The following is a 26,935-nucleotide window of genomic DNA, read 5'->3' as shown; positions in this document are numbered from 1 at the left end:
CCTGCCGGTTTCCTCGGTGGCCCCCTGGTCCGGGGCCCTGTGCCAAGGCTAGCCTCAGGGCCGGGGCCTGGCCAACCGATCGGGCAACGCGCCGCAGCTGCCGGCGGTTGGTACCCTCGGATTCCATCTCTGGACAAGGTCAGTGACAGGGGAATCGGGATAAAAAAGCGGCCGTGTCCACGAAGCATTGGGGGTTGTTCGCGAACACGGCCGGGTCGGGTAGCCGAAACCGGGCACTAGAAGCTGAGTAGCACCTTGCCGGATTCGGCCGAGTTCTTGGCGGTTTCGAAGGCCTGCAGGGCCTCGGAGACCGGATATTCATGGGTGACCGCCGCAGCGACCTCCAATGATCCATCGGCCAGTGCCTCGAGCACCTGGTCGATTTCATCGTTGAAGCGGAAGGAACCGACCAGTTCCAGTTCACGGGTGATGGCCAGCGAGATCAGCGCCGGCTGTTCGCCCGAGGGAAGAAGACCGACCATGACTACCCGACCTCCACGCACCGCTGCGCGCACGGCGGAAGCCAGGCCCCGGTGGTTGCCGCTGGCCTCGATGACCACGTCGGCGGCGACCTGTGAAATGGACTCGACGTCGTTGGCACGCAGCGTCCGGGTGGCACCCAGCGCGCTGGCGATTTCCAGGGGACGGTCGAACATGTCCACGGCGATGATCTCAGCGGCACCGGCCCGTTTGAGCACGGCGACACTCAGCGCGCCGATCGGACCCGAGCCGATCACCATGACACGTTTGCCGGCAACCTGTCCCGCCCGGTTCACCGCGTGCCAGGCGACGGCGGCCGGCTCGGCCAGTGCGGCATCACGCAGCGACAAGCCCTCGGGCAGGACCCGGAGCATGCGGGAAGGCAGATTCACCTCGCTGGCGAAGGCACCCTCGGTGTGCGGGAAGCGGGCTGCCGACCCCAGATAGGTACAGCCCGGGGAAAGGTTGGGGCGATCGACCGGGTAGGGTTCACCGGTGTCCCCTGGCGTAGCAGGATGAACCGCCACCGAGGTACCGGCTGCCGGGCCGCTGCCATCGGCGGCGGATTGCAGCACGGTACCCACGATTTCGTGTCCCAGGACCATCGGGGCCTTGAGGATCGACTCCCCCGCGGCCCCATGCTGCCAATAATGCAGGTCCGAACCGCAGATCCCGCCATAGGCGATGGCCACCCTGGCCTCGTCCGCGGCCGGTGCGGGAAGTTCAATGGTTTCGACCCGTAGGTCCTGGGCGGCGTGGGCCACCACGGCGGTGCTGGTTCTAGACAACAACGCTCATCCCTCCGTCGATGAAGATGGTCTGCCCGTTAACGTAGTCCGACCCGTCGGAGGCCAACCAGACAGCAGGTCCGGCCAGATCCGCCACGGTCCCCCAGCGGGCTGCCGGGGTGCGACCCAGGATCCAGGAATTGAATTGCTGGTCGTCGACCAGGTTCTGGGTCATCTCCGTGTGGATGTACCCCGGGGCGATGCCGTTGATCTGCAAACCCGAGGCGGCCCATTCTGCGGTCATGGCCCGGGTCAGGTTGCGCAGGCCACCCTTGGCCGCGGTGTAGGCCGAGATGGTGGGTCGGGCCAGGTCGGTTTGCACCGAGCAGATGTTGATGATTTTGCCGGTACCGCGTTCAACCATGCCCCGGGCGACTTCGCGCCCTACCAGGAAGGCGCTGGTGAGGTTGGTGTCGATGACGCGCTGCCAGTCCGCGGCTTCGAGGTCCAGTAACGGTACCCGGTGCTGGATGCCGGCGTTGTTGACCAGGATCCTGATCGGCCCGATTTCCGTCTCGATGCGGGATACCGCCTCGGCGACCGCACTTTCGTCGGTGACATCGAAGCAGGCACTGTGGATCCGCTCGTGACCGTAGCGTGCGGTGAACTCCTCGACGGTGGCAGCCAAGCGCTGGGCGTCACGACCGTGCAGGATCACGGTGGCCCCGGCATCGGCGAGCGCGGCGGCCAGCTCCCGGCCAATACCCCGAGAAGACCCGGTCACCAGTGCGCGGCGCCCGGTGAGATCAAATAACTGGCTCATGGTCCCAAGTCCCCTGTCGTTCGGCGGTGGAAAGCGGGACAAACGCCCATTGGTCCATGGAACCAGTTGTGCCCCGTCGCAAATCCATTTATATCAGATATAAGAGTGCAAATGGAAGATAAAATCTGACTTATTCTGGGTTCGGTTGGGTAGGCTGACATTTTCCCGGAAACGAGATCCATCCCTGATCCATCCCCGTAGCCCTATCCAGTACCGGAACCTCCGAGTAAAGTGCTAGGTACTCGCTACCCAGTCCGCCGACACCAGTTGTCGTCATGGCCACCCCGGACGGCAACGCACCTGAGCGAAGGAGCTTGCCATGTTCAATCCCGACGAACCGCTGTCCATGAGCACGACGTCCGAACCGATCCCCGGACGGTATGTGGTCGTCTTCGACCAGACCACCCCGGCCGGCCCGTTGCGGAGCATGGGGGTGCTCCAGGACGAAGCCCCTCGGATGTTGGAAGAAGAAGGCTACTCCACCCAGCTGTATTTCCCACGGCTGGGCATTGCCATCGTGGACTCCGAATCCGCACAGGTCGCGGAGTTCAAGGAACGGTGCGCCTCGAGGCGGATGCCGTTGAACGTCGTCCCCGAGCGGGTCTACCGGATCCAGGCCGGGGATTCCACCGAGGCAGTGCCCAGTGAGCCACCGTTCAGCGACAGCGATAACCTGACCTGGGGGTTGCAGGCGGTCCAGGCGGTTGAATCGGGATACACCGGGGCCGGGATCCGGGTTGCGGTGCTGGACACCGGGTTCGACGCAGCCCACCCGGACTTCACCGGCAGGGATGTGACGACCAAGTCCTTCATCGCTGGCGAAGACGCGAATGACGGCCACGGTCACGGGACCCACTGCATCGGTTCAGCCTGCGGCCCGCGAGGAGTCGACGGGCAGCGCGGTTACGGCGTGGCCCCGGGGGCCAGTATCTATTCGGGCAAGGTGCTCAGCAATGCCGGTTCCGGTACCGACGCCGGGATCCTGGCCGGGATCGATTGGGCCCTGGAAAACGACTGCCAGATCATCTCGATGTCCCTGGGCGCCGATGTCAAGGAAGTGCACCCGCCCTATGTGGCAGCCGGCCGTCGGGCCCTGGAACTGGGAACCCTGATCATCGCGGCCGCTGGGAACAACGCCCGACGCTCCCAGGGCAACCCCGGATTCGTGGGAGCCCCGGCGAACAGCCCCTACATCATGTCGGTGGCAGCACTGGACGAACAGCTGCAGGTCGCGGAGTTCTCGGCCCGTACCCTGCCCGGCCGTGGTGGCCAGGTCGATATTTCCGGCCCGGGTGTCCGGGTATATTCCTCCTGGCCAGGAAGCCAGCGGTACCACACCATTAGCGGTACCTCCATGGCGACCCCGCATGTGGCCGGTGTCGCCGCACTGCTCAGCGAAGCCACCGGATACCGTGGCAGGGAGCTGTGGGCGGAGCTGGTCCAGGAGGCTCAACGTCTGGAACAACTTTCAGTGGATGTGGGAGCCGGCCTGACCCTGTCGCCCTTGCCGGCAGAATCGTAGGAGGCCATGACCCAGGACAAGAACGAGGGTGAAACCTATTCCGAGACGGTCATCGTGACCATCCGGTCCAAGGACCTCGAGCAGATCGACGATGTGGCGCAGAAGCTGCAGGCTGCGGGCCTGGTGATCGACAATGTGCTCAAGACCCTCGGGCAGGTGACCGGACGTGCCGCACCGGACAGCATGGCATCGCTGCGCGAGGTGGACCATGTGGAATCGGTGAGCCCGCAACGCTCCATGGGAGTGCCGCCCCCGGATTCCGAGATCCAATAGCCGTCCGCGGCAGTAAGGGTCCCGGGAACCCGCGGGGCCCTACCTGCCGTGCTGGCGTACCGCGGAGCGGATGGCATCGGTGACGGCGGCCGTGGCCAGCATCCGCACGGTGTCCACAGGAGCCGGTACCACTCCGGTGGCGGCGGCAATGAACGCATCCCCGTCAAAGCGGGTGTGTGGTGGATGCACGGCCCGGGCCAATCCGTCGTGGGCGCCCTCGGCAACGATCCGGCATCCCACCTTGTCCAGCAGTGCGTTGGTGAACACCACGCCAATGGTGGTGTGGCTGCGCGGCGGCACCTGGATGAACGCCGCGTCGAAGACTGCCGCCGACGCGAAGCCCACGGGTTCTCGGCCATTGATCACGTCGCCAAAGGCGTTCACCGCACACAAGGCTCCGACCACCACATCCCCCACCCTATGTTCGGCATAGACCAGCCCCGCACGATGCCGCTCCTGTGGACCACGCCATTGGCTGGCGCAAGCCCCGGTTCCGGCCCCGATCAATCCGGTGACCACTTCACCGGCGCGGGCGTTCAGTGCGGCCTGGTAGCCGCTGTCCCGATCAGGTCGAACAGCCGGATCCCCCAGACCCAGGTCGAATAAACCCAGCGCGGGCACGATGGGAACCTTGCCGGCCGGTGTGACCACTCCCCTGCCCTGTTCCTCCAGATATTTCATGACCCCGTCGGCGGCGGCCAGCCCGAAGGCCGAACCACCGGTCAGCAATGCCGCTTCCACCTGGGTGACTGTCTTACCCGGGTCCAGGACATCAAGCTCACGGCTGGCAGGGGCCCCGCCCCTCACCTCGCAGGAGGCGATCGTCCCCTCGGGGAATTCGATGACCGTGCAACCGGTCAACGCGCTGTACTCACTCCAATGGCCGATCTTCACTCCGGGCACACCAACCGGGTGCCACTGTGTTGTTGGGTCCATACCGCCACCTCGATTGCCGATTTCCGAACCCATCCTTGCCCCATCTGCCGGGGTTGTCCACCCACGGAGCAGCGACTCGGTTTAAAGACAAAAGTGGAGACCCTTTCGGATCTCCACTTTTTCTTGTGGCGGGGAGAGGATTTGAACCTCTGACCTCCGGGTTATGAGCCCGGCGAGCTACCGAACTGCTCCACCCCGCGTCGGTACTTCTAGTATTGCCGACTTGTTAAGGTCTTACCTAATCGAGCACTGGTGAGCTCCATCACGGCTCGAAGTGAGCGTTCTTATCCGTACCAGCGGCATCCCATAGATCGGCGGAGGTCAGCGCAACAATCGGGACCACGGGAGGCGGAGAGTTGTCTACACTGCACTATTGGGCAATGCTGGGTCTGCGAGCAGTTCCCGCGTTGGCCTTCTGGCCCATTCGACGCGCACCCATTCCCCTTGGAGGTCTTGTTGTCCAGCGCCCACACCGGCACCATACGTGGCGTCAGCGCCTCATTGGGCGCTTCGGCATTCTTCGGCATCATTTTCCTGCTCTCGGGCCTGGTGACCGCCTCGGCCGAGTACATCTTCGCGTGGCGGGTACTGGTGACCCTCGCCTGCTACGCCACGGTTGTCGTGATCGCCGGAGGCCGTCGCACCCTTCGGGAGTACTGGAAGTTCCTGCGTGCCAAGAGATCCCGTCCATGGCTCACCGTCCTACTCGCCTTGATGGTCGGTACCCAGCTCTGGCTGTTCGTCTGGGCCCCGGCCAACGGCCAGGCACTGGATGCCTCCTTGGGGTTCCTCCTGCTGCCCATTTCCCTTGTGATTGGCGGCCGCTTCGTTTTCAAGTCGCACATTTCGCACATCCAGTGGGTAAGCATCTCGATCGCTGTGCTTGCAGTGGCCATCAAATTGGCACTGACCGCGTCGATCTCCTGGGTCACGGTGTTCATTGCCCTGGTTTACCCGTTGTACTTCATGCTGCGTCGGCATGCCGGGCTGGATCACCCGGCCGGTTTCGGCCTGGAAGTAGCCGTGATGACCCCACTGGCCATCGCCTTGGTCATCCTGCTGCCCTTTGATGCCGAGCCGGCGCAGGTGGCGGGCATCGGAGCGATTGCCTTGTGCGGGGCGCTGGCCATGGCAGCCTACCTGGCCGCGTCCCGGCTGCTCCCCCTGCCATTATTCGGCATGCTCTCCTATGTCGAGCCCCTGTTGCTGGTTCTCATTGCCTTGGTGCTCGGGGAACGGCTGGACGGGGCGGATCTGCTGGTCTATGGATTGCTGGCGTTGGCCCTGGGTCTGCTGGCTGTCGAAGCGCTGCGCGCCCTGCGCGCTCGGGGCACCGCCCGGAACTTTCGCCGATAGGCCGGAGTGCGGGCACCGGTGTGCCACTTCGGATAGTCCTGGATGCGCAAATGTCCGGAACATCGTGATGTTCCGGACATTTCATATGGTGGAGGTAAGGGGATTCGAACCCCTGACCTTCTGCATGCCATGCAGACGCGCTACCAACTGCGCCATACCCCCAGATGAAGGTGTGGTCACCGGGGAATTTCTTCCCTTCGAACCGAGATAAAACTCTACCGGAGAGCTTCGGGAATATCCAAATCGGCCCACAGAGAGCCTCATCACATCATCCCTTCCATTCGTGGGTACCGGGTGGAAGAATATGCCCCGTGGGCCAATCGGTCCGCCCCGTCGTGCGAAAGGTTTGACCAATGACCACAGCAATGACCCCCTACCTGCAGTTTGGCGGCGTCGCCCGCGAAGCAATGGAGTTCTATCACTCGGTGTTCGGCGGTGAACTGTCGATGATGACCTATCAGGAAGGCATGAACGACGGAAATCCTGCCACTGCCGGCCTGATCATGCACTCGTCCTTGTATCTGGATCGCGGTCTGCACCTGATGGGTGCAGATGCCCCACCGGAAATGAATGTCACCGGCAACGGCACCATCGCGCTGAGCGGGGATGGCTCCGGCGGGCAGGCCGATGTGGATACCCTGCGAGGTTGGTGGGAGAAGCTCAGCACGGGCGCCCGGATCGATGTCCCGCTGGACAAGGCACCGTGGGGCGATTATTTCGGTCAGCTCACCGACAAGTTCGGCGTGAGCTGGATGTTCGACATCGGCGACGCGGAAATGTCCTAGATAGCGGGAGTGCCCGCAACCTGGTGGTTGCGGGCGCATTCCTCAGCTTGTTGGTTTCTTCGCCAGCGGAACCAGTGCGTCCCGCCCGATCTTCAACCCCAGTTTGCGCGAACGGTATTCGGTGACCACCGCCAGGACCAATCCCAGGGCGGCCAGTACCGCACCGACGAACGCCGGGGCCCGGTAGCCGAAGCCGGCGGTGATGACCGCTGCACCCAATGCCGCGCCCAGTGCGTTGGCGACGTTGAGCGCCGAGTGGTTCAACGAGGCCGCCAACGACTGGGCCTGCGGGGCCGAGTCCATGAGTAGGGTCTGCAGGCTCGGGATGAGCAGCGACCCGGTCGCGCCCATGACGAACACCATGATGAAGGCGGGAATCAGCCAGCTGGTCACCAGACCGAAAACCACCATGACGACGATCATGATCAGCGAGGTCAGCTTGATCGCGCCGAAAACCGACCAGTCCGCCAGGCGTCCGCCGATCAGCGAGCCTACGACCATGCCCACCCCGTAGAGCGCCAATGCTATGGGAACGAGCTTGATGTCCATTCCGGTCACGGTGGTCAACGTCGGGCTGATGTAGGAGTACACGGCGAAGAATCCTCCGAAGCCGACCACGCCGGTGGCCATGGCCAGCCACACCTGCAGGCTCTTCAGTGCGGTCAGTTCCCGTCGGACGCTGGCTCCCGGTTCGGCCCCGCGCCACGGGACAAAGAGCGTGATGGCCACCAATGTCAGCAGACCGACGACCGCGACCACAATAAACATGGAACGCCAGCCCGTTTCCTGGCCCAACCGGGTGACCAATGGCACGCCCGCCACATTGGCCACCGACAGGCCCAACATGACCCAGGCGATGGCCCGGCCACGCATGGAGGCCGGAACCAGCGATCCGGCCAGGACCCCGGCCAAACCGAAGTACGCCCCGTGGGGCAACCCGGAGAGGAACCGGGTCACCAGCATGGAACCGTAATCGGGGGCGATCGCCGAGGACAGGTTCGCAATCGCGAAAAAGACCATCAGGTACTGCACGGCCCGCTTGCGCGGTATCTTGGCTGCCGCCGCGGTGAGGATCGGGGCGCCGACCACCACGCCGATGGCGTAGGCACTGATCATCAGCCCCATCTGGGCGTTGGACACACCCAGGTCCTCGCCACCTTCCTGCAACAGGCCCATGATGGCGAACTCCGTGACACCAATACCGAAGCCGCCCATGGCCAGCGCCAACACCGCTCCCAGCAGGGCGCGTCCTTCCAGGATTCTTCCGGGCTGTGGGTGTTTCATAGATCCCTCATTTTCGTTAGCCGCGACTTCTTACGGTGCGGCTTCATCGACGCCCGGATTCGATCGTAGTGGATGGTGCCGGGCAGGGTCCCATTGCGAACCCGCATCAACCTGGCGAGCTGTCCTGCACACCTCCGATTGGCCAAATCCCGCAAGGCTGTGGAAGCCCCGGTTTCGGGGTGTACCTGCTTTCCACGCCCATGAGCCGGCCGATGAAGATAACCATCGGGGCGCCGTCGGTTATTCCACGGCTCCGTTCCCGGAGCGAAAACGAGGTCATCCAGCTGGTTGTGTCGGGCAACCACACGGCAGGCTTTCGGACGCAATTCGATCGTCTCAGAGGTTGGTGGTGAATTGTTCCGGTCTCGTCTGTTCGGCGAATTTAGCCAGGGCATCGATTTGCTTCTGCGTGCGACCGGACAGGCGCATCAGTTGCACCGGATCCAGACGCGGGTCACTGGTCACCAAGGACAACAGCGTGTTCCACATGGCGAGCTTGGCATGGAGCTGTCCACCGATGGTGTCCAGCTCCATCTGCGTTCCCTTCGGGCATCGTGGGCTCGGTGTGCGGTGGACCATGTGCCAGCGGGACAGGCGCAGGACGAGTTCATGCCATGGTGATCTGCGTCGTTCGGACATGCCCAGACGGCCGATGATCGCCCGAAGCTCATGCCGATCGTCCCGGACCTGTTCATAGATGGCGTCAAGGGCCGGTTCCTGCTGGGTGGACTTCCACAATTCCTTGAACAATTCCAATCGCTCCAGGCAGGTTTGTGAAGCCACAAGGTGTTCCCCGAGGTACTTCTCGAGAACCGGTCTGTCGACAGCTCACTCCACTCAACTCATCCCCTTTCCCTGATTCTTGTGTCGCTTTGCTGACGGGTCTGGTGACGGCCGACATTGTCCTACCAGTGAGTCTAGAACCCTGAGCGTCAGGCTCAATGCCTGCCAGTGTTCTTCCAGCCCCGACTCGTGGTGCTCCCGGCCTGGCTGGCCGCTGGGGTCTTGGAACCGGCTGGGAGATTCCGCCAATGGATCCAACTCCCTTGAGCGGGTACTACCCTCGGTCTCAGGGAGTACCCGCGCAGGCCGCACGGCCCCAACCGCGGTCGCGCCGTGGGCCGGGCCAAGGGAAGGACATGGAGCCATGCACAACATTTTTGATGCGGAGGTCGCAAACTCCACGATGGCCGATGTCATCGAGGAAGGGGAGAACAAAAGGCGTCGCTACTTCAGCCTGGCGTTCCTCCTTCTCGTCGGGTTGGTCGTGATCGCGGCGGTGGCGCAAGTCTATGACCGCACGGGGACTGCAGACAGTTCCAATGAGCGTGGCTCCGTTGGAATCGGCTATCCCAGCGTGGCTCGCGCGGGAAACGAAATCGAGCTCGAACTTGAGCTCGTGTCGACCACGGCCTTGCCGGAGACCGCCACCATTGAGATCTCGTCCGACTACGTGATGCTATTCGAGGACCTGTCCATCTATCCCGAACCGGATTCCCAGACCATGGACGGCCTGGGCAGCCTGGAACTTGTTTTCCAGATACCACCGGATTCGGAGAGCACTCGGGTGGTACTGACCGGGCGGGCTTCGGACCGATGGGAGCCATCGACCGTTGGTACTGTGACGACACGATGGCAGGACAGCGGAACACATCGCATCGACTTGAAGACCTGGAGGATCCCGTAGTGGAAATCGTCATTCGTGCTGCCATTGCCTTTATCGTCCTTTGGCTCGTCACCCGCGCGGCGGGCCGCTCAACACTGGGAGAGCTCAGCTCCTTTGAATTGATCCTCTTTGTTGTCATCGGTGATCTGGTCCAACAGGGCATTACCTTGGAGGACCGGAGTCTCACCGGCAACCTGCTCGCGGTATTCACCATGCTGCTCCTTGCGGTTCTGCTCGCCTACGCGAATATGCGTTGGCCGAAGATCGGAAAGCTGATGCAAGGCCGGCCCATCGTCCTGGTACGGGATGGAACGGTCGATCGGCGAGCGCTGCACAACGAGCGGATAGGGCTGGATGAGTTGAGCATGCTGGCCCGGCAGGCGGGGATCGAAAACTACGACGAGATCCGGTTGGCCATCCTGGAAGCCAATGGCCGGGTTTCGTTTTTCACCCGTGAGACACAGTGCTAACGGCCGCAGTCCGAGCCCCGGTGCGTCGGCCCCCGGCGGCAACGGGAAGGCGGGTGCCGGATATGTGCTCCGGCACCCGTATACCCGATGGGTTTCATGGGCCTAGTCCACAAACAAGGTCGTCTCCAGGCGCACGTATTCGTCGAGCAAGGCCAGGGCGTGGCGTCCGGCCTCACCCTCCTGGTCCAGCGCACGGCGCATTTTCGGTACCTTTTGCGCACCGTGTGGAAAGGGCGGAAGCAGCGGGATCGAGGGGTCGGTACGCACTTCAAGCACGACCGGACGCTCGGTTTCCAATGCCCGCGTCCATGCGGCGTTCAACTGCTCGGCCCGGGTGACCTCGATTCCTTCCAGCCCCAGGAGTTTGGCGTAGTCGGCGAAGGGGAACCTGGGCAACTGCTGGCTCTGCTTGTACCTCGGATCCCCTTCGGTTTCACGCTGTTCCCAGCTCACCTCCGCCAGGTCGCCGTTGTTCAGGACGCAGATGACAAACCGCGGGTCGGCCCAGTCCCGCCACCGGTCAGCCACCGTCAGCAATTCGGCATTCCCGCTCATCTGCATCCCGCCATCCCCGGCCAGGACAACCACCGGACGCCGGTGGTCCAGCAGTTTGGCAGCCAGGCCGTAGGGCACCCCGGCGCCCATGCTGGCCAGGGTGCTGCACAGGTGCGCCTGCATCCCCGGGGGAAGCCGCAGCTGCCGGGCATACCAATAGACGCAGCTGCCGACATCCAGGGCCAGCCGGGCGTCGTGGGGCAGCAGTCCCGAAAGTTCGCGGACCACCTGTTCCGGGTTCACCGGCCGGGCCTCGACCGAGGCCCGCTGCCGGCAGAGCGCATGCCAGTTCCTCACGTGTCTTTCCACACTCCGCCGCCAGTTCCTCCGTTCCCCGGCAGGTCGGGCCAGCGTCGTGGCCAGCGCATCGATCGTCCGTGCGCTATCGCCGACCAGGGCGACCTCGATCGGATACCGGTTGCCGACCCGTTCGCCCGAGATGTCGATTTGCACGGCACGTGCCGTGCCCGGCGGCGGGTAGAACTCGGTCCACGGGTCGTTGGAGCCGATGATGAGCAGGGCGTCGCAGTCCTGTAGCACCCGGGCGCTGGCCGAAGTGCCAAGATGTCCCATAACCCCGGCCACGTCCGGCAGGGATTCATCGACATACGGTTTGCCCAGCAGGCTGGTGACGATGGCCGCATCGAGCCTTTCAGCCAGGTCGGCCACCTGTTGTCTGGCGTGCCGGGCCCCCTGCCCGACCAGAAGGGTGATTTTCTCGGATTCGTCCAACAGTGCCGCAGCCTGGGCCAGCTCGCTCCTTTCCGGCACAACCTGTGGCTTCCGCCAGCTGGCCGCGGTGGGAATCTGTGCGTGTGCTCCCTGCGGGTTGTTTTCCGGCTGTTACTGGACGTCGTGGGGTACGATCACCACCGCGGGAGCCGACTGTGTCAGGGCGGTGCGTAGCGCGCGGTCAATGACCGGGATCATTTGTTCGACGGTGGAGACCTGCTCACGGTAGGCCGCCACATCCTGGAACATGGCTTCCAGGTCGATTTCCTGCTGGTAATCGCTACCCAGCGCCGGAAGATCCTGTTGCCCCACGATGGCCAGCACCGGCATTCTATCGAGTTTGGCGTCATAGAGGGCGTTGAGCAGGTGCACGGCCCCCGGCCCCTGGGTCGCGGTCACGACACCGATATCGGCTCCGTCGGAGTCGTCCTGCGCCTGACCGAGTTGCCCGAGGGCGAACTTGCTATGAGCCACCGCCATGAAACCGGCCGCCTCTTCATGGCGGGCCTGGATGAAGGGCAGCCGGCTACGCCGCAGGGCGCCGAGAAGGGTGTTGATCCCGTCTCCGCTGTAGCCGAAGACCCTGGTTACTCCCCACTGCTGGAGACGGTCCACCAGGGTGTCGGCTACCAATCGTTCATTCATCGCTTCTCCTCGCACGAGCTTGTTGGTGGATCCGTTCAGAACGTATCGGGGTCCTGCCGCTGGTCGGCTTGCGCCGCAGGACGCAACGCATCGAGGCCCGGGTCCTCTTCCTCGTCCAGGGGCGGGGGATCCACCGGGCGCTGCGGGTCGTCCGCCTCGTAGGCACCGGTCACCGGCGACAGCTCGTCGTGGTGTTCCAGGATCGACTCGGCACCACGCAGCGGATCCCCGCTATCCAGCGTTTGCGGGGCGTCGGATGATCCTTCGGTCACCGGCTGGCTGTCGCGTCCGTCCATGGGTTCGTCGGTGTCTTCGTCTTGGCGGATCTCATCGAATTCCGAATTGTCCAGGGTCATGGCGTGTCCTTCCGTTGGGATGGCGGGTGGTTGGCTGTGGCGATCAGGTCCACCAGGTAGGCGGTGTCGGCCACGAGTTGCCGGTGCTGCTCGTGCAGGAACTTCAGGGTGCGGTCTTCGAAATCGGGATCGTCGGAGGCAATGGCGTCCTTGGCCACCGCGACGCAGAGATTGGCCGAAAAGGCGTCGGATGCGGTGGCCGCCACACAGGTCTGCGAGGACACCCCGGCGATCACCAGGGAGGTCACCCGGTGTTGCAGCAGCTGGGTGGCCAATTCGGTGTTCCAGAAGGCGCTGTCCCGCCGCTTGATGATCTCGATGCCGCCCTCCAAATGGAGCTCGGGGAGGTTGGCCGCTTCCCGGGTTCCCTCGAACAGGTAGCCCTGCCCGTCCTCGAGCATCTTCAGGGTCCATGTGGACCGGTCGGCCTTGTGCTCGGTGCGCACATTGAAGATCGGTGCATGCCTGGCGCGGGCCGCCTGGAGCAGCCGGTTGCAATTGCCGACAATGCCGGGCTTCATCCCGGCAAGCGGTGGCTTCCGGAAAAACGCGTTTTGCAGATCCACGAGCACCACGGCGGGATACCTGAAATCGTGGCTGGCTGGCGGCATCGTTACCCCTTGGACCCGCGGGCGGGTCAGTCGACTTTCGCTTCGAGCTGGCCGGCCCAGCGTTTGGTCGCCGCCTGGATGCAGGCGGCGCTGGCGCCGGAAATCGCGGCAAAGATCAGCAGCCTGGCCAGTGTCGTGTCCTGCTGGGCTTGGGGATGGGCCGCGCTGGGGGCGTCTTCGCCGGTGCTCTTGCTCCACACGGCACTGATGATTTTTGTGCCCACCAAGCCGGCACCCATCGATACGGCCATGCTCATCAGTCGAATCAGGATCTTTTTCATCGTGTGCTCCTCCTTGCGGGGTATCAGTTGCCGGTTCCGGCGCAATGTGCGCAGCAAAAGGCCGCGCCCTCGTGCCGCGTGGGATGGCCCAGGATCGTGCACTGGCAGTGGGCGCACCGCGGCGCCATCAGATGCGCGGCGCATTCGAAACTGTCGAAGTTCTTGCTCATCCCGTCACGGCTGACGCTGAAGAGGTCCTCGGCGGCCCGACCGCAGGTTGCGCAGGTGTCCATGTTCCGGTTCCTTTCCTGCCTGGTCCGACGAACACGTCGGGTTGGTTGTTTCCCACCCTGTCATCGCGTTGTCCTGCACCCAAGGGCACCCAGCAACATCACAGACTGCGGTTGCCTGCACCTGCGGTCGGCCCGCGTCACCGATGCGCTAGGGATTGAGCACCACCTTGATGCAACCGTCCTTCTTTTTCTGGAACATCTCGTACATCCGGGGCCCCTGGGCCAACGGCTCGGTGTGCGTGACCAGGTCGTCCAGGCCCAGCGGATCCTCCGGGTCCTCCGCAAGCGGCAGCAATTCCTCGGTCCAGTGTCGGACATTGCACTGGCCCTGGGTAATCGTGATCTGCTTGTCGAACATTTCCAGCATCGGCATGGGTGTCTGGGCTCCGCCGTACACCCCGCTCAGGGAAATGGTTCCGCCTCGACGCACCGAGGATATGGCCGCATGCAACACCGCGGTGCGGTCCACCGCCGCCTTCTCCAGGGCCTTGACGGCCAGGGCCTCGGGCAGCATTGACGTGGCCTGTTGGAGGAACTGCGCTCCCGGGGATCCGTGGGCTTCCATCCCCACCGCATCCACGATGCCATCGGGCCCTCTGCCGGTCAGCTCCTTCAGTTCACCGGCGATCGAGGCATCGAATGGCAGGGTTTGCACACCATGCCGGGCGGCCATGGCCCGTCTCTCACCCACCGGGTCGATACCAATGACCCGGTATCCCAGGTGGTTTCCGATCCGTGCCGCCAGTTGGCCAACCGGCCCCAATCCGAAGACAGCCAGGGTGCCGCCTTCGGGAACCCCGGCGTATTTCACTCCCTGCCAAGCGGTCGGCAGGATATCGGACAGGAACAGGTAGCGGTGATCGGGCAGCTGCTCCCCGACCTTGATCGGGCCGTAGTCCGCGTGCGGCACCCGCAGGTATTCGGCCTGTCCTCCGGGCACTTGCCCGTACATCCGGGAATAGCCGAAGAGGGCAGCCCCCTTGCCCTGGTCACGAACCTGGGTGGTCTCGCATTGGGATTGCAGTCCGTTCCGGCACATCCAGCAGTGCCCGCAGGAAATGGTAAAGGGCACCACCACCCGGTCCCCGACCTTCAGGTTGCCCACCTCGCTGCCCACCTCCTGGACGATCCCCATCGGTTCATGGCCCACCACGTCCCCGGCGTCCATGAAGGGGCCCAACAGCTCGTAGAGATGCAGGTCCGATCCGCAGATCGCGGTCGACGTCACCTTGATGATGGCGTCGGTGGGTGCCTGCAGCACCGGGTCGGGAACATCGGTGTACTCGATTTGTCCCTTGCCTTGCCATGTCAGTGCCTTCATACCGGCCTTTCCTGCGGCTGCCGCCTACTGGTCCGCTATCGTTCCTCGTCGTACTGGTCCTCCGGGGAGACATCCAGTTCCGGGTCCGCCCCCTGGATGTGGTTTGTCCCGTCGTCGTCCTCCGCCACCGGTGGTTCGGCGGCCGGCCAGGTCCTTTCGACCAGGGATCCATCCGGGTCCTTGACCTTGCCGGCGATCTTGTCCATGACCTCTTTGGCCTTGTCCATGAAACCCATGTCGTTCCTCCTCGGTCCGGGGTCGGCGGCCCTGCCGAATCGCAGTATCCGCCACATCTATCAACTACCACGCGCGCGGCGGCGGATAAACGCTTAATCGGTTCCTTTCAGGAATCCGGCCGGCCGCGTGGCATGAACCGGCCGCAGGCTCAAAGCTTGCTGGCAACCGTTGCATGCGCGCTCACGGTCGGCCAGTGTCGAGGTATGCCCCGGAGCGCATGCTGCTCCTGGCGGGGCATTCAGGGGTCCCCGGGGTGCCAAGGCCTTGCAAGGCCCTGGCACCGGGAGCCGTCCGGCTTCCGGCCCCGAACCCAAGGAAGAGGAAGGACGATCATGGCAACAATCACTGCACGTGAACTGATGACTTCACCGGCCGAGTGCGTGCACGAGCAGGACTCGATTCAGGTCGCCGCACAACGGATGAAGCAGCTCGATGTCGGCATGTTGCCGATTTGCGGAAACGATGACCGACTGGCCGGCACCATCACGGACCGGGATATCGTGGTCAAGTGCGTCGCCGAGGGGGTGGAAACCTCGCGTACCAAGGTTGCCGACTACGCCAAGGGCAAGCCGGTCACCATTGGCGCCGACGACTCGGTAGAGGAGGCCATCCGCACCATGCGAGAACACCAGGTACGCCGGCTGCCGGTCATCGACGGGCACACCCTGGTGGGCATGCTGGCCCAGGCCGATGTGGCGCGGTACTACGATCAGGAGAGTACCGGTGACCTGGTTGAGGGGGTTTCGGAACCTGGACACTAGAAGCCAAGCACACCGGCTGGCCGTGGTGCTCCTCCAGAGGGACACCACGGCTACCTGCAGGTGCCCGGAACACGCCACGAGCCTTCCCGGGGACACACCTTGAGCGGGGAGCAACCCAAGACGTACGTATTGGGAATGCTCGCCGATCCGGGCATCGCCCAGAAACTGGCCCAACACGCCCGGGGACGTTTGGAGCGGGCGCTTAATGGGCAGGTGGTCTCCGGCGACCGATGGGAGATCACCCTGGACCGGAAACCCCTGCCGTTGTCCTCCTCGGGCCGGGTGCTGATCAACAAGCACGCGGCGCAGCTGCACGAGCAAGGCGCGTGCGACTTCGTGGTCTACCTGACCGACATCCCGCAATACGTCGAGGGCCGTCCGGTGCGCATGATCGTCAGCGCCAAGTACCGGGTGGCGACCATCGTGGTGCCGATGCTCGGGCTGGCCCGGACCCGGACCGTCGTGCGGTGGGTGCTGCAGGCGGTGAACGAGCTGTTCGCCGGCGAGCAAACCCTCGAACCGTCGGTGCGTTTGCCCCGCAGGTTGCTGTCGTTGACCGGCAGCGTGGTGCACGAGCAGGAGCCGGATGACCGGTTCTCCACGGTGGAGGGACTGACCGGCAGGCTGCTGCTGATGATCGGGCTGGTCCGGGTCAACCGTCCGTGGCGGCTGATCCCCCGGCTGTCCTCGGCCATTGCCGGCGCCGCTGCGACCGGGGCGTTCGGCGTGTTCTACACCAGTATCTGGCAGATGGCCGACTATCTCTCCAATGCCCGTTTGGCGTTGATCAGCCTCACCTCCATTGCGATCCTGACCATGTGGCTGGTGTGGCACAACAACCTCTGGGAACGACCGCGCGGGACCCGGCGCCGCGAAAGACTTGTGCTCTACAACCTGGCGACCTTGATCACCGTGGCGCTGGCGGCCGCCGTCATGTACCTGCTGCTCTTCGTGATCCTGTTCATCGGAGCGGTGGTGGTCATCGACGTGGAATTCCTCTCCGACCAGCTCGGCCATCAGGCCGGGCCCGACGAGTACCTGAACCTGATCTGGCTGGCGGCCTCGCTCGGGACCCTGGGCAGTGCCATCGGCTCCAGTTTCGATGATGAGCAATCGGTACGCCAGGCGACGTTCAGCCAGCGCGAATACGAACGACGGAACCTGAAGGACTGGTCAGCGGAGTCGCGGCATCAGGACGGCTCCTGACTCCGGGGGCAGAAGCAGCCCGGACCACTGCCCCGACCGAGCTCCGCCGACGGACCACTACCCTTCCGCGTTGGTTCCCCCACGCGGGTGATCAAGCCGGCTACGTCCCCGGCTGGCGCGATAGGCCCCGTAAAGCAGCATCAGCAACCCCCACGCGACCGCAATCCACAACGGACTCGGGCTGGTAGTGCCGGAACCCGGCGCGAAGATCAGGAACGCCGCGAATCCGGCGCGAAGATCGCCCCGGCAATCATTAATCCGACCCCTGGTCGTTTTCGGCGTGCTGGCGATGCACCATGGCTTTCGGTCATGGCTACCCTCTTTGCTCCTAGAGAACCGGCCCTGCCGGTTTGGTGTCCCGTTCAGCAGGCCAGGTCAGCCGGCGTCAAAGCGCTGCTCGTCCTCCTCCGGGTCGTCAACCGCTTCCGGGCGAGCGGAGGCTTCCCGGTTCTTGCGGATCGCCTCGCGTCGTTCCTCGATCCGCCGGGACGCCTCCTGTTCGGTGTCCCGAACCCTGGCCGTGTCCTGGTTGCCCGGATCTTCCGGTGGTCTGCGTCCCTTCGTCATCCCTGCCTCTTTCCTCTGGTCCCTACGAATTGCGCAGGGCGTTGACCAGTTCCTTCTTGCGCATCTTGGAGCGGCCCTCGATGCCGATCTCGGCCGCGCGTTTTTTCAGCTCGTCCACGGTCCAGTCCTCATAGCTGCCCGCTTCGCCGCCCCGTTGCCCGACCCTCGAGCGTCCGTCACGGGCGGCGGCATTGGCGATACGCGCGGATTTCTGTTTCGAATTGCCCTCCTCGCGCAGCTCCTCGTAGAGTTCTTCGTCCTTGATCCGGCTGGAGTTCTTCTTTGCCATGTTCCCTCCGTAGATTGCCTGGCGATACGGCCAGGCACGGCTGGTTATCCTGGGCGGGCGGCGGCGGATGTTCGTGTGTTGGGCGACCTGCCCGGCTTGGCCCTCACGATAACGCGCACATCGGGCAGGGGGTAGGGCCGGTTACGGGCTTTGCGGTAAATCCCAGCTAACACCCAGGGGCGGTGGTCGGACTCCGGTGACAGTACCGTTCCTTTGTTCCCTCCGGACGAAGTCTGAACCTTTCCCGTGAATGGGCGTGCGGGGCTTCACCTTCCCGGTAGGACTGCAAGACTGGTTGAGGATTCAGAGGTACGGTAGCGGACGAGTTCCGTTCCGGGCCGAATCATCTACCGCAGGAGGAATTCATGTCTGGCGATCAGCAGAAGAACCATCCGGATCACACCGAACCGGTGGGTACTCCCAATGATGAGAGCAGGGCCCATGCCTCCACCCACGGAGAGCACAACGAACCGGTCGGCACTGGTGGAGGTGGCAACGGAGAGCCGGGATTGCACCGCAGCCATCGCGCAGGTCGCGAACGCATCAGCCCGCCCGAGCAGCGACAGCCCGAACCCGGGCTGGACAGTGAGCTCATCCCCCTGGCCGACCATGGCGAGCACAGCTATACCGGCCGTGGGCGCCTGATCGGCAAACGTGCCCTGGTCACAGGCGGGGACTCCGGCATCGGGGCGGCGGTGGCGATCGCCTTTGCGCGTGAGGGGGCCGACGTGGCCCTGGCCTACCTTCCTTCCGAGCAAAGCGACGCCTATACGATTGCCCAGGTGCTGGATGAGGCGGGGGTCCAGGTCCACCATTTTCCCGGTGACCTCCGGGATCGGAGCTACCGTGACTCCTTGGTGCAGCATGCCGCCCAGGCGTTGGGCGGGCTGGATATCCTGGTGAACAATGCCGGCAAGCAAATCAGTGTGGAATCCATTAAACAGCTCAGCGATGCCCAGGTCGAAGCCACCTTCGATGTGAACATCCTTGCCATGTTCGCGCTCAGCCGTGACGCGCTGGAGTACATCCCGCACGGGGGTTCGATCATCAACACGACATCGATCCAGGCCTTCGATCCGTCGTCCCACCTGCTGGACTATGCCGCAACCAAGGGTGCGATCAGCAATTTCACCAAGGGGCTGGCCGCCCAGGCGGCTGAACAGGGGGTGCGCGTCAACGCCGTGGCGCCGGGACCCATCTGGACCCCGTTGCAACCCTCCGATGGGCAACCGATCGAGGCCCTTCCGAGCTTTGGCCACGACACGTGGCTGGGGCGGGCAGGCCAACCGGTTGAGGTGGCACCGGCCTACGTGTTCCTGGCGTCGGATGAGGCCTCCTACATCGTGGGCAGCACGATCCACGTCAACGGCGGCAAGAACCAACCCTGAGCGGAGGAACGGCCCTGTACCGGTGCGCGGCCATCTTCCCGTCCAGCCAACCAATGGCATCTGCTTGCGGCCGGCCTGCCACGCCTAGGCGTGCTGCGGGATTCCCCACGGGGGCAGCTGCTGCCGTAGTGCCGCGTCCACGTGGGCAACCAGGATGGATTGCAGACGGGGTTCCCGTGGCTGGTGCCCCGTGGCTGCACCGGTGCGTAGGAGCCGGAGCGCAGGGAATAGACGGCAACGCACAACGCCGATCGGATGTGGAGAAGTCGGTTCGGCTGCATCACGATACGCCAAAGGAACAGGACTTGGCGGACTGGTTGGCATGCACGGGATCAGCTTTCTGCTCCCATCCTGTGGTTCGCGGATTCCCCGGTGCTGCCACTCAGCGTCGCAGCACCGGCAAACGCGGGGCCGGTGGGGAAAACCCCGAAGTTTACGCTACGGGGTAATTCCCGAACTGCCTAGTGTCCTTCCTCACACGTGGCACTCAGGTGCGTCCGGGTCGGCATCCATGGGCATCGGGTATGCGCGGGTGCACTTAACATGGGAATTCACCCAAGGTACTTCCGTCCCCTGGCACACCCGCTTAGTGTCATTGCACCCTCGTCGGACGGCATCGCCGGGAGGGATGCACACACGCAACAGGCAACGGAAGCGGGATGGACTCCTGGATGAGAACTTTTGTGATTGAAGAAGAATTTGTCCTGCTCGATCAGGAAACGGGGATGCCTGCGGTACCTGCCGACAGCGGGTTTCAGACTCTGCATGCCCTGCCCACCCAGGGAGATATCCAAGACGAATGGCTGGCCTGCCAGATAGAGTTCGCCACGAATGTGTGCGAGCACCGCTCCCAGGCGCTGGACCGATTGCGCGGATTCCGTTCGCAGCTCTCCGGTGCGGCAGCCGCGGAGTCGTTGCTGGCCGTCAGCATGGGCGCATTGCCGGTCATCCCGGCCGAGTCGGCGGAGATCACCCAGTCCGTCCGGTACCAGCAGATCGCCCGGTATATGCCCGCCGTTGCCTCGGAACACTACCTGTGCGGCCTGCTGCACATCCATGTGGGTATCGAATCACGGGATGAGGGCGTACTGGCCATGAACGCCTTGCGACCCTGGCTGCCCGTGCTGGTGGGACTTGCCGCGAATTCCCCCTTTTGGCGGGCCGCGGAGACCGGATTCGCGTCCTGGCGCACGATTCAATACCGTCGGTGGTCCGTCCAGGGGATCCCGCCGCTGTTTCGCGACGCTGCCGACTACGATCAACGGTTGGCGAGCATACTGGACAGCGACGCGGTGCTGGATCCCGGACATGTCTCATGGGCCGCCCGGCTGTCGAAAAACCAGCCAACCATCGAAGTCCGGATGGCCGATGCACAACTTCGTGCCGAGGACTCCGTGCTCCTGGCACTGCTGGTGCGGGCCTTGGTGGACGCCACCGTGCACCAGCCGATACGGCACCAGCAGTTCGCCCCGGAGTACCTCGACCTGGCGTTCTGGCAGGGAGCCAAGGCAGGACTGGACGGCCCCTGGCTCAACCCATGGACACAGCGCTCCACCAGCGCGCGAAACCTGCTCACCTTCCTCATGGACCATCTGGAACCAGCTTTGCGACGCAACGGCGACCTGGAACCTGTCCGGCAGCGTCTGCATGAGATCCAGGCTCATGGGAACGGGGCGGCGCGGCAACGCGTGGCGTTCGCCGACGGTGCGCTCAGCGGCCTGATCCGGTTGGCGGGCCGAGAGCTGGTGATGTAGCAGTACGAGAACCGCACCGGCACGACCCTGCCTTCCAGCTGCACAACCGGCTCATTCGCTGGATGGACACCGACCCCTGGCATGAACTACCCGAGGGTGCCGCGGCCGGGGATCGGGCACCGGGACCGTTGCCATTCCTGCACCGGCACGAAATCGGGCAGTTCCCTTACCTGTGTGTGCAACTGGGGCAGTTGCAGGTCCATGCCCAGGAGATCGCCTGGTACGACGGCCGGGTCCTGATCCGCTATCCGCTGAGCGTTACCGACCAGCGGCACTTCTCCCGACCACTGATCAGCTGGATCAACCGGGTGCAGACCACCAGGATCCGGCGGGAGGATGCCTGCTGGAATCATCCCGAGGACGACATCGACTGGCATGAGATTGAAGATGAGGCCATCCCGGCGGCTACCCCTGGCGCCTTCGGTCCCGGACAGCGGTGAAACCCACCCTGTTCGCAGCCGAAATCTACGTTTTGCACCGTCTTTTGTGGCAATGTTGACTTGAAATGTCCAAAGCTTCGCATCGCCGGTTGACGGCTTCCAGAATCCTCGCGCGCCTGCTGGTCATCCTTGCGAGCCTTGCCTTGGCCGCGCTGATGGTCTTCCACCAACAGGTCCCGGATGTTGCCGGATTGGGCTTGGTCGTGGACAATCTTGCGCCATGGCTGGGGCTGGGCATCGTTGCGCTGTTCTTGTTTGCCCTGGCTGCCGGTGGCCGCGGCACCTTTCTGATGTTGCTGCTTCCGGCCTTGGCATGGTCGTTGAGCTTCGGAGGCCAGGTGCTTCCCACGGCGCAACGTGTAACCGTTGACGGACTGAGTATCGCCACCCAAAACGTCCATGGCCGAAGTGACATCGATTCGGCGCTGGCCCTGGCCGATACCGGGGCCTCGGTGATTGCCTTGCAGGAAATCGAGCAGGGCCGGGATGTGGAGGTCACTGCCGCCCTGGCCCAGACACATCCGTATTTCTACTCGGTGGGCACGGTGGGTGTGTGGAGCAGCTATCCGCTGGCCAATGCCGAGTCCCTGGATCTGGGGCTCGACTGGTCCCGTGCCCTGCGGCTGGATGTGCAAACCGCATCCGGACCGGTCCGTTTCTATACCGTTCATGCCGCCTCGGCCCGCCCCACGGGGCACGCCGACCGGGACATGATGCTATCCAATCTCGCCCGGTACATTGCCCGGGATCCCGCCGAACGCATCATCGCGGCCGGGGATTTTAATGCCACCGCCACGGACCGACATTTCGCTCCGGTGGCCCGTGAGCTGGAACAGATGCGGTACAACGGCTGGGGATTGGCCTTGACCTGGCCACGCACCCCCTTCGCGATGTTGGGAATCGACCACGTGATGACCCGGGGTGTGCAACATGCCTCGCTGCAGCGGATTGATGCCGGGAATTCGGATCATTTCGCCTTGGTCGCCGAACTGGAGTTGGCCGACGACGCCTAGCGCAGCCCGGTCTGGCGCAGGGTGATGTTGATCCGCCCGCTACCCAGACCGCATCCCGGCGGTGCGGAGTGCGGATGAATACGCGTGACCCCGTGGTACGCGAAACGGGCCGGTCCCTCGAAGACGATCAGGTCCCCGGAGGCCAGGTACACATCCTGGTAGGGCTTGTTGCGGTTTTCGCTGTTGCCCAGCCGGAACGTGGCCCCGTCCCCGATGGACAGGGACACCACAGGGGCATTGATCGCCTCCTCACGGTCCTGGTGCATGCCCATGCTTGCGTGGATATCGTAGTAGTTCACCAGAGCGGCATCCGGCAGATAGGCTGCGGCCTTGTCGGGGTCCCCGGTGGTTTCGCGCACGGCCCGCTTCCCCAGGTCCACCAGCCAGGACGGGACGCGTGGAACCACGGCACCGTTGACGTCGTCGGCCGTGCGCGAGTACCGGTTGGGCGACCAGTGCCAGCCCAGACACACGGTTTTCACCCGCATTGGGTGACCGGCAACCATGGTCGAATGCGGCGGCACCGGTCCCCGGCCCCATTCCCGGAAGCGTTCGGTGATCCAGTGTTGCGTCTCCAGGGACAGCCATCCGGGCAGATGGTAGGCCCCAGGGCGCAGCTTGGCCGGCGTTCTGGACATGACGCTGTCGTCGAAGAGTGCATCCATGACTTCCACTTTGCCGGTCAGCGCATGTGCCAGGCAAATGCATCGAAGGATCGGTTCGCGTATCCGCTCACTGGATTTTGCGATCCGCTTCCGGATGCCGGTGTCAGCCGATCGTTGCCTGTCGGTAGCGGTGGACAACCAGTTGTGCCAGTTCGTGGGGTATCGGATAGTTCTCGCTGAGGATCGGATCGGTCAGGATATCCGGCTGGGTCTTCCCGGCCAGCGACCAGAAGAAACCCGGTGCCAGCAGATAGCTGGATACCACGATCCGCCGCCCGCGGTGGGCTTGGCGGGCCTCGGTGACGACCCTACTCAGTTCTGGAACGGATGCTGAGACGAAGGCGCAACGCACCATGGTCTCCAACCGTTGCTCCAGCAGCCGGGCCATCTGGTGGCAGTCCTCCAGTCCGCCCGGATCGCGGGTTCCGGCGCAGCCCAGGATCACCGGCTCACCGCGCTGCCATCCGGCCTGTACCAGACGCCGTTCCAGCACCAGTGCGAGTACCGGGTCCGGTCCCAGCGCTCGGGCCACTTTTACCCCGGAGTTCCGGGCGGCTGCTGCGGCCAGATCGTCGTTCACATGGACGCCCCGCGAAAGCAGCAACGGAACCAGGCAGGGCGCTTGGGTATCGGATGCATGGCGCAGCACCAGCTCCCCGGCCTGGGGTTGTTGCACATCCACGAATCCGGGTTGCACCGTGACATCGGGTAGCAAGGGTTGCACGGCGGCGACCAGTGCGCCCACCAGACGTTGGCCGACCGGATGGTCGGTACCATGGGATATGGCCAGCAGGGCCGGAGCATCAATCCGGTTTTCCGCGGCACGGTCCCGTTCAAGGCTATGCACACTCATGTCCTGACTCCTGTCATCGAGCGGCACACGTGTAGTTTGATCCGGCCATCCGGCACGGTGTTCCCATGCCGCCAGGACAACGCCCAACCGGTTACGGCGCGGGAACCGGACACCGCGTTCCCCGTGATGCCGCCGATGTTCCAGGCGGGATCCACGACGATGCCGTGGGAGGTTTGCCCATCGTGAATGATGTTCATTTAATTTCCCTTTCAGCAGGTGATCCGGCAGGTTCTCCCGTGCCGTAATCCAAGATTAGAACAGCAACGTTTCAGCTACCTGCGCTGAATTGTTGCGGGGATGTAAAACCGATCCAGTTGCGTACAAAGGGGCTTGAAGTGGGCGTTTTCCTCGTATGACATGGATTCAAAGCCCAGTATCCGTCGCAGGGAGCACTTATTTATTCCACCGGAAACAAATGCGAAATTTCGGGGCAAACCGGGACTTCTAGACTTCAATTCATCCCTTATTCACGAATGAAAGTCGGCAGATTCCGATGACAACAAGTTCAGGCGAACACAGCATAGTACCCCTCGATGCCCTGTTGCAGGCACTGCTTTTGCCCGAGGTGTCGGACCGATGATCGCCCCAATGCTCCACCTTGCCGGGTGCACGGTGTTGCTGGCCGGTGAACGGGTCGCTGCCCGGCACGCAGGCCGCCAGCTGGAAGCCGAGAGCGCGGTGGTGCACCGCGTGAGCAATGATTGGGAGGGGCTGGCCCGGTTGCGGCACGCCGGATTGCTGGTCATCTGCGATAAGGACCCTGCACGTTTCGCCCTGCTGACTGCTGCGGCCCACAGTCGCGGGATCCCGGTCAGTATCAGGGAACCGAGCCCCCTGGCCGGGTCGTTGACATTGGTCGGCGGCGGTCCCGGGGCCTTGGATCTGCTCACGCTGAGAGCCGTCACGGCACTGCAACGGGCGGATGTTGTCTTCCACGACCGGCTCGGTCCCGGGCAGCACCTGCACGAGCTGGCACCGCAGGCCCAGCTGGTGGACGTGGGCAAGCAGCCCGGCCACCACAAGGTCACGCAACGCCAGATCGAGGAGCAGATGATCGCCGCCGCGCTGAAAGGGCAGCAGGTGGCCAGGCTCAAGGGCGGGGACCCGTTCGTCTTCGGCCGGGGATTCGAGGAGGTTGCCGCGGCCACCGCAGCCGGGATCAGCGTCCACGTGGTTCCAGGGCTCTCCAGCGCCATATCGGTTCCGGCCGCAGCCGGGATCCCGGTGACCAGCCGGTCGATTGCCCGGGGATTCACGGTGATCTCCGGTCACGATCCGTTCAGCGACGGCGAGCTGGACCACTTGGCCGGGCTCGGGGCAAGTATCGTGATCCTCATGGGCATGGGGACCTTGGAACATACCGTGGCCGGGCTGCTGCGCAGGATGCCCGCGCAGACCGCGTGCGCCATTGTGGAGCAGGGCACCACTGCACGGCAGAAGACCACCCACGCCACATTGTCCACGCTGACCGCCAGGGCCCGCGAGGAGCACTGCGCCAACCCCGCCGTGATTGTGATCGGTGAGGTCGCCCGGCTGCCCCTGACCCTGGGACAGTTCACCGAAAGTCGAGCAAAGGCCACCGCATGAGTTCACCAATTACGCCCCTGGACGGTTTCAGGATCGCGGTGACCAGCGACCGCCGTTCGAACGAGCTGATCGAGGCTTTTACCCGCCGCGGTGCCGAGGTCGAGCATGTCCCGCTGCTCAAACTCGCTCCGTTGGATGACGAGGCCGCTCTGGTGGAACAAACCCTGCGGATGATCACGTTGCGTCCGCAGTTCCTGGTCATCTGTACCGCCTACGGCCTGCGCCGCTGGTTCGACACGGCCGAGGCAGCCGGATTGGGTCCCCGGCTCAGCGAGGTCATCAGCCAGTGCCGGCTGTTTGTCCGTGGCGCCAAGGCACACGGTGCGGTACGGGCGCTGGGTTTCCATGCCGAGGCGGTCGCCGCCGATGGCATCGCCGCGTCGGTGTTGCCGCACCTGGAAGGGCAGGTTGCGGGGGCGACAGTGGCCATCCAGTTGCAAGGGGACCAGGATCTGGGATTGATCGCAGGCCTGCGTGGCATGGGAGCCGGCAGCATCGTGCGGATCGAACCCTACCGTTGGATGGATTCGGCCATGGATCCGCAAGTGGGCAAGCTGGTGGACGGCTTGTGCGCCGCCCACTTCGATGCGGTGACCTTCACCAGTGCCCCCAGCGTCCATGCCCTGCTCGCCGCGGCACGCCACCGCAACCGGACCCCCGCGCTGATCCGTTCCCTGGAGGAACGCGTCGCGGTGGCCACGGTCGGCCCGGTCACCGCCAGCCCGTTGCACCAGGCGGGTATCATCTCCGTGCTCGTGCCCGAACGCCACCGGATGGGCGCCATGATCGGTCAGCTGGTTGACCATCTGTCCTCGCTAGGCACGCTGACCCGCCAGACGGTCTACGGTCCGTGCACCCTGCGCGGACGGACGCTGAGTATCGAGGGTCAGCAGTGCGAGCTCTCCCCCGCCCAGGCCGAGATCATGCGTTGCCTGATGGAATCCAACGGCGCGGTGGTCTCGCGCGACGAGCTGGGGGCCATGTTGCCGAATCTGACCTCACGCCATGTGCTGGATATGTCGTTGAGCCGGCTACGCCGCGGCCTTCCGCACTCGGATCTGATCGTCACGGTGATCAAGCGCGGCTACCGGTTGAACGTCTAACCCGTTGTCATCGCA

Annotated in this window: 32 protein-coding genes and 2 tRNA genes; 14 read left to right on the top strand and 20 right to left on the bottom strand. The window is 64.1% G+C overall.

The genetic code is table 11. The features are described from left to right. Positions 1 to 236: 236 nt before the first annotated feature. Positions 237 to 1,268, bottom strand: coding sequence for an L-idonate 5-dehydrogenase (locus OK351_RS09735; RefSeq protein ID WP_265158362.1), 1,032 nt, complete (start codon positions 1,266 to 1,268; stop codon positions 237 to 239). After that, positions 1,261 to 2,031 carry an SDR family oxidoreductase gene (locus OK351_RS09730; RefSeq protein ID WP_265158361.1) on the bottom strand — a complete coding sequence of 257 codons (771 nt, stop codon included), beginning with the start codon at positions 2,029 to 2,031 and terminating at the stop codon, positions 1,261 to 1,263. Before OK351_RS09730 ends, OK351_RS09735 begins: the two co-directional genes overlap by 8 nt. 319 nt (positions 2,032 to 2,350) lie before the next feature. Here OK351_RS09730 and OK351_RS09725 point away from each other — a divergent pair, with 319 nt between their 5' ends. Together OK351_RS09725 and OK351_RS09720 are read left to right on the top strand one after the other, a co-directional pair. After that, the gene (locus OK351_RS09725) at positions 2,351 to 3,553 is read left to right on the top strand and encodes a S8 family peptidase (protein WP_265158360.1); all 1,203 of its coding nucleotides are present in this window, start codon (positions 2,351 to 2,353) and stop codon (positions 3,551 to 3,553) included. A gap of 6 nt (positions 3,554 to 3,559) precedes the next feature. After that, the gene (locus tag OK351_RS09720) at positions 3,560 to 3,826 is read left to right on the top strand and encodes a hypothetical protein (protein WP_265158359.1); all 267 of its coding nucleotides are present in this window, start codon (positions 3,560 to 3,562) and stop codon (positions 3,824 to 3,826) included. Positions 3,827 to 3,865: 39 nt separating this feature from the next. On the opposite strand, the gene OK351_RS09715 is transcribed toward OK351_RS09720, so the two are convergent. Then, complete coding sequence (locus OK351_RS09715; RefSeq protein ID WP_265158358.1) at positions 3,866 to 4,762, bottom strand: P1 family peptidase; 897 nt, start codon at positions 4,760 to 4,762, stop codon at positions 3,866 to 3,868. A gap of 126 nt (positions 4,763 to 4,888) precedes the next feature. Then, positions 4,889 to 4,962, bottom strand: a tRNA-Met gene (locus OK351_RS09710). Positions 4,963 to 5,218: 256 nt separating this feature from the next. Between OK351_RS09710 and OK351_RS09705 the strand changes: the two genes are divergently transcribed. Next, positions 5,219 to 6,118 (top strand): EamA family transporter, encoded by a 900-nt coding sequence (locus OK351_RS09705; protein ID WP_265158357.1) that lies wholly within the window; start codon positions 5,219 to 5,221, stop codon positions 6,116 to 6,118. 86 nt (positions 6,119 to 6,204) lie between these two features. On the opposite strand, the gene OK351_RS09700 is transcribed toward OK351_RS09705, so the two are convergent. Further along, positions 6,205 to 6,280 (bottom strand) — tRNA-Ala (locus OK351_RS09700). A 191-nt stretch (positions 6,281 to 6,471) separates the two neighbouring features. Between OK351_RS09700 and OK351_RS09695 the strand changes: the two genes are divergently transcribed. Then, positions 6,472 to 6,903 carry a VOC family protein gene (locus OK351_RS09695; protein WP_265158356.1) on the top strand — a complete coding sequence of 144 codons (432 nt, stop codon included), beginning with the start codon at positions 6,472 to 6,474 and terminating at the stop codon, positions 6,901 to 6,903. A 42-nt stretch (positions 6,904 to 6,945) separates the two neighbouring features. Here the strand turns inward: OK351_RS09695 and OK351_RS09690 are convergent, their stop codons facing one another. Together OK351_RS09690 and OK351_RS09685 are read right to left on the bottom strand one after the other, a co-directional pair. Beyond that, a complete protein-coding gene (locus tag OK351_RS09690; protein ID WP_265158355.1) occupies positions 6,946 to 8,187 on the bottom strand; it encodes an MFS transporter in 1,242 nt (413 codons plus the stop codon). 336 nt (positions 8,188 to 8,523) lie between these two features. Next, entirely contained in the window at positions 8,524 to 8,970 is a 447-nt protein-coding gene (locus OK351_RS09685; protein ID WP_265158354.1) for a hypothetical protein, read from the bottom strand. Between the two features lie 364 nt (positions 8,971 to 9,334). Here OK351_RS09685 and OK351_RS09680 point away from each other — a divergent pair, with 364 nt between their 5' ends. After that, on the top strand, positions 9,335 to 9,874 hold the full coding sequence (locus OK351_RS09680) for a hypothetical protein (RefSeq protein WP_265158353.1): 540 nt from the start codon (positions 9,335 to 9,337) through the stop codon (positions 9,872 to 9,874). Beyond that, complete coding sequence (locus OK351_RS09675; protein WP_265158352.1) at positions 9,874 to 10,323, top strand: DUF421 domain-containing protein; 450 nt, start codon at positions 9,874 to 9,876, stop codon at positions 10,321 to 10,323. Before OK351_RS09680 ends, OK351_RS09675 begins: the two co-directional genes overlap by 1 nt. Before the next feature lie 102 nt (positions 10,324 to 10,425). Here OK351_RS09675 and OK351_RS09670 read toward each other — a convergent pair whose 3' ends face one another. The 8 genes from OK351_RS09670 to OK351_RS09635 form a co-directional block, all read right to left on the bottom strand. Further along, on the bottom strand, positions 10,426 to 11,649 hold the full coding sequence (locus tag OK351_RS09670) for a thiamine pyrophosphate-dependent enzyme (RefSeq protein ID WP_265158351.1): 1,224 nt from the start codon (positions 11,647 to 11,649) through the stop codon (positions 10,426 to 10,428). Between the two features lie 72 nt (positions 11,650 to 11,721). Further along, positions 11,722 to 12,255, bottom strand: coding sequence for a thiamine pyrophosphate-binding protein (locus OK351_RS09665; protein WP_265158350.1), 534 nt, complete (start codon positions 12,253 to 12,255; stop codon positions 11,722 to 11,724). Between the two features lie 35 nt (positions 12,256 to 12,290). Next, positions 12,291 to 12,611 (bottom strand): hypothetical protein, encoded by a 321-nt coding sequence (locus OK351_RS09660; RefSeq protein ID WP_265158349.1) that lies wholly within the window; start codon positions 12,609 to 12,611, stop codon positions 12,291 to 12,293. Continuing rightward, positions 12,608 to 13,222 (bottom strand): cysteine hydrolase family protein, encoded by a 615-nt coding sequence (locus OK351_RS09655; protein WP_265158348.1) that lies wholly within the window; start codon positions 13,220 to 13,222, stop codon positions 12,608 to 12,610. Before OK351_RS09655 ends, OK351_RS09660 begins: the two co-directional genes overlap by 4 nt. 26 nt (positions 13,223 to 13,248) lie before the next feature. Further along, complete coding sequence (locus tag OK351_RS09650; RefSeq protein ID WP_265158346.1) at positions 13,249 to 13,503, bottom strand: DUF4235 domain-containing protein; 255 nt, start codon at positions 13,501 to 13,503, stop codon at positions 13,249 to 13,251. Positions 13,504 to 13,526: 23 nt separating this feature from the next. Next, positions 13,527 to 13,736, bottom strand: coding sequence for a hypothetical protein (locus OK351_RS09645; RefSeq protein WP_265158345.1), 210 nt, complete (start codon positions 13,734 to 13,736; stop codon positions 13,527 to 13,529). Between the two features lie 148 nt (positions 13,737 to 13,884). Beyond that, a complete protein-coding gene (locus OK351_RS09640) occupies positions 13,885 to 15,057 on the bottom strand; it encodes a zinc-dependent alcohol dehydrogenase (RefSeq protein WP_265158344.1) in 1,173 nt (390 codons plus the stop codon). Between the two features lie 35 nt (positions 15,058 to 15,092). Beyond that, positions 15,093 to 15,293, bottom strand: a complete 201-nt coding sequence (locus OK351_RS09635) for a hypothetical protein (RefSeq protein WP_265158343.1) — start codon at positions 15,291 to 15,293, stop codon at positions 15,093 to 15,095. 333 nt (positions 15,294 to 15,626) lie between these two features. Here OK351_RS09635 and OK351_RS09630 point away from each other — a divergent pair, with 333 nt between their 5' ends. Both OK351_RS09630 and OK351_RS09625 read left to right on the top strand, forming a co-directional pair. Next, positions 15,627 to 16,055, top strand: coding sequence for a CBS domain-containing protein (locus OK351_RS09630; protein WP_265158342.1), 429 nt, complete (start codon positions 15,627 to 15,629; stop codon positions 16,053 to 16,055). A gap of 99 nt (positions 16,056 to 16,154) precedes the next feature. After that, a complete protein-coding gene (locus OK351_RS09625) occupies positions 16,155 to 17,261 on the top strand; it encodes a hypothetical protein (RefSeq protein WP_265158341.1) in 1,107 nt (368 codons plus the stop codon). A gap of 375 nt (positions 17,262 to 17,636) precedes the next feature. On the opposite strand, the gene OK351_RS09620 is transcribed toward OK351_RS09625, so the two are convergent. Then, on the bottom strand, positions 17,637 to 17,828 hold the full coding sequence (locus OK351_RS09620) for a hypothetical protein (protein WP_265158340.1): 192 nt from the start codon (positions 17,826 to 17,828) through the stop codon (positions 17,637 to 17,639). A 22-nt stretch (positions 17,829 to 17,850) separates the two neighbouring features. Beyond that, on the bottom strand, positions 17,851 to 18,117 hold the full coding sequence (locus OK351_RS09615; protein ID WP_265158338.1) for a DUF7218 family protein: 267 nt from the start codon (positions 18,115 to 18,117) through the stop codon (positions 17,851 to 17,853). A 365-nt stretch (positions 18,118 to 18,482) separates the two neighbouring features. On the opposite strand from OK351_RS09615, the gene OK351_RS09610 reads away from it, so the two are divergent. From OK351_RS09610 to OK351_RS09595, 4 genes are all read left to right on the top strand, one after another. Further along, a complete protein-coding gene (locus tag OK351_RS09610; protein WP_265158336.1) occupies positions 18,483 to 19,505 on the top strand; it encodes an SDR family oxidoreductase in 1,023 nt (340 codons plus the stop codon). 671 nt (positions 19,506 to 20,176) lie between these two features. Then, on the top strand, positions 20,177 to 21,259 hold the full coding sequence (locus OK351_RS09605; RefSeq protein ID WP_265158334.1) for a carboxylate-amine ligase: 1,083 nt from the start codon (positions 20,177 to 20,179) through the stop codon (positions 21,257 to 21,259). Between the two features lie 62 nt (positions 21,260 to 21,321). Then, positions 21,322 to 21,699: a hypothetical protein gene (locus OK351_RS09600; RefSeq protein WP_265158332.1), complete on the top strand. Its 378-nt coding sequence runs from the start codon at positions 21,322 to 21,324 to the stop codon at positions 21,697 to 21,699. Between the two features lie 89 nt (positions 21,700 to 21,788). Further along, a complete protein-coding gene (locus tag OK351_RS09595) occupies positions 21,789 to 22,712 on the top strand; it encodes an endonuclease/exonuclease/phosphatase family protein (protein ID WP_265158330.1) in 924 nt (307 codons plus the stop codon). Here OK351_RS09595 and OK351_RS09590 read toward each other — a convergent pair. The 3 genes from OK351_RS09590 to OK351_RS09580 form a co-directional block, all read right to left on the bottom strand. Then, complete coding sequence (locus OK351_RS09590; protein ID WP_265158328.1) at positions 22,709 to 23,377, bottom strand: alpha-ketoglutarate-dependent dioxygenase AlkB family protein; 669 nt, start codon at positions 23,375 to 23,377, stop codon at positions 22,709 to 22,711. The genes OK351_RS09595 and OK351_RS09590 overlap by 4 nt on opposite strands. 103 nt (positions 23,378 to 23,480) lie before the next feature. Further along, on the bottom strand, positions 23,481 to 24,230 hold the full coding sequence (locus OK351_RS09585; protein WP_265158326.1) for a sirohydrochlorin chelatase: 750 nt from the start codon (positions 24,228 to 24,230) through the stop codon (positions 23,481 to 23,483). Further along, positions 24,227 to 24,427: a hypothetical protein gene (locus OK351_RS09580; RefSeq protein ID WP_265158324.1), complete on the bottom strand. Its 201-nt coding sequence runs from the start codon at positions 24,425 to 24,427 to the stop codon at positions 24,227 to 24,229. Before OK351_RS09580 ends, OK351_RS09585 begins: the two co-directional genes overlap by 4 nt. A gap of 391 nt (positions 24,428 to 24,818) precedes the next feature. Here OK351_RS09580 and cobA point away from each other — a divergent pair, with 391 nt between their 5' ends. Both cobA and OK351_RS09570 read left to right on the top strand, forming a co-directional pair. Further along, positions 24,819 to 25,817 carry a uroporphyrinogen-III C-methyltransferase gene (gene cobA / locus OK351_RS09575; RefSeq protein ID WP_265158322.1) on the top strand — a complete coding sequence of 333 codons (999 nt, stop codon included), beginning with the start codon at positions 24,819 to 24,821 and terminating at the stop codon, positions 25,815 to 25,817. Continuing rightward, positions 25,814 to 26,920: a uroporphyrinogen-III synthase gene (locus OK351_RS09570; protein ID WP_265158320.1), complete on the top strand. Its 1,107-nt coding sequence runs from the start codon at positions 25,814 to 25,816 to the stop codon at positions 26,918 to 26,920. The genes cobA and OK351_RS09570 overlap by 4 nt, the downstream gene beginning before the upstream one ends. The last annotated feature ends 15 nt before the right edge of the window (positions 26,921 to 26,935 follow it).

It is taken from the genome of Glutamicibacter sp. MNS18, assembly GCF_026107515.2.
Taxonomy (GTDB): domain Bacteria; phylum Actinomycetota; class Actinomycetes; order Actinomycetales; family Micrococcaceae; genus Glutamicibacter.
Note: the sequence above shows the minus strand (reverse complement) of the source record. Positions and strands in the feature narration are given on the sequence as shown.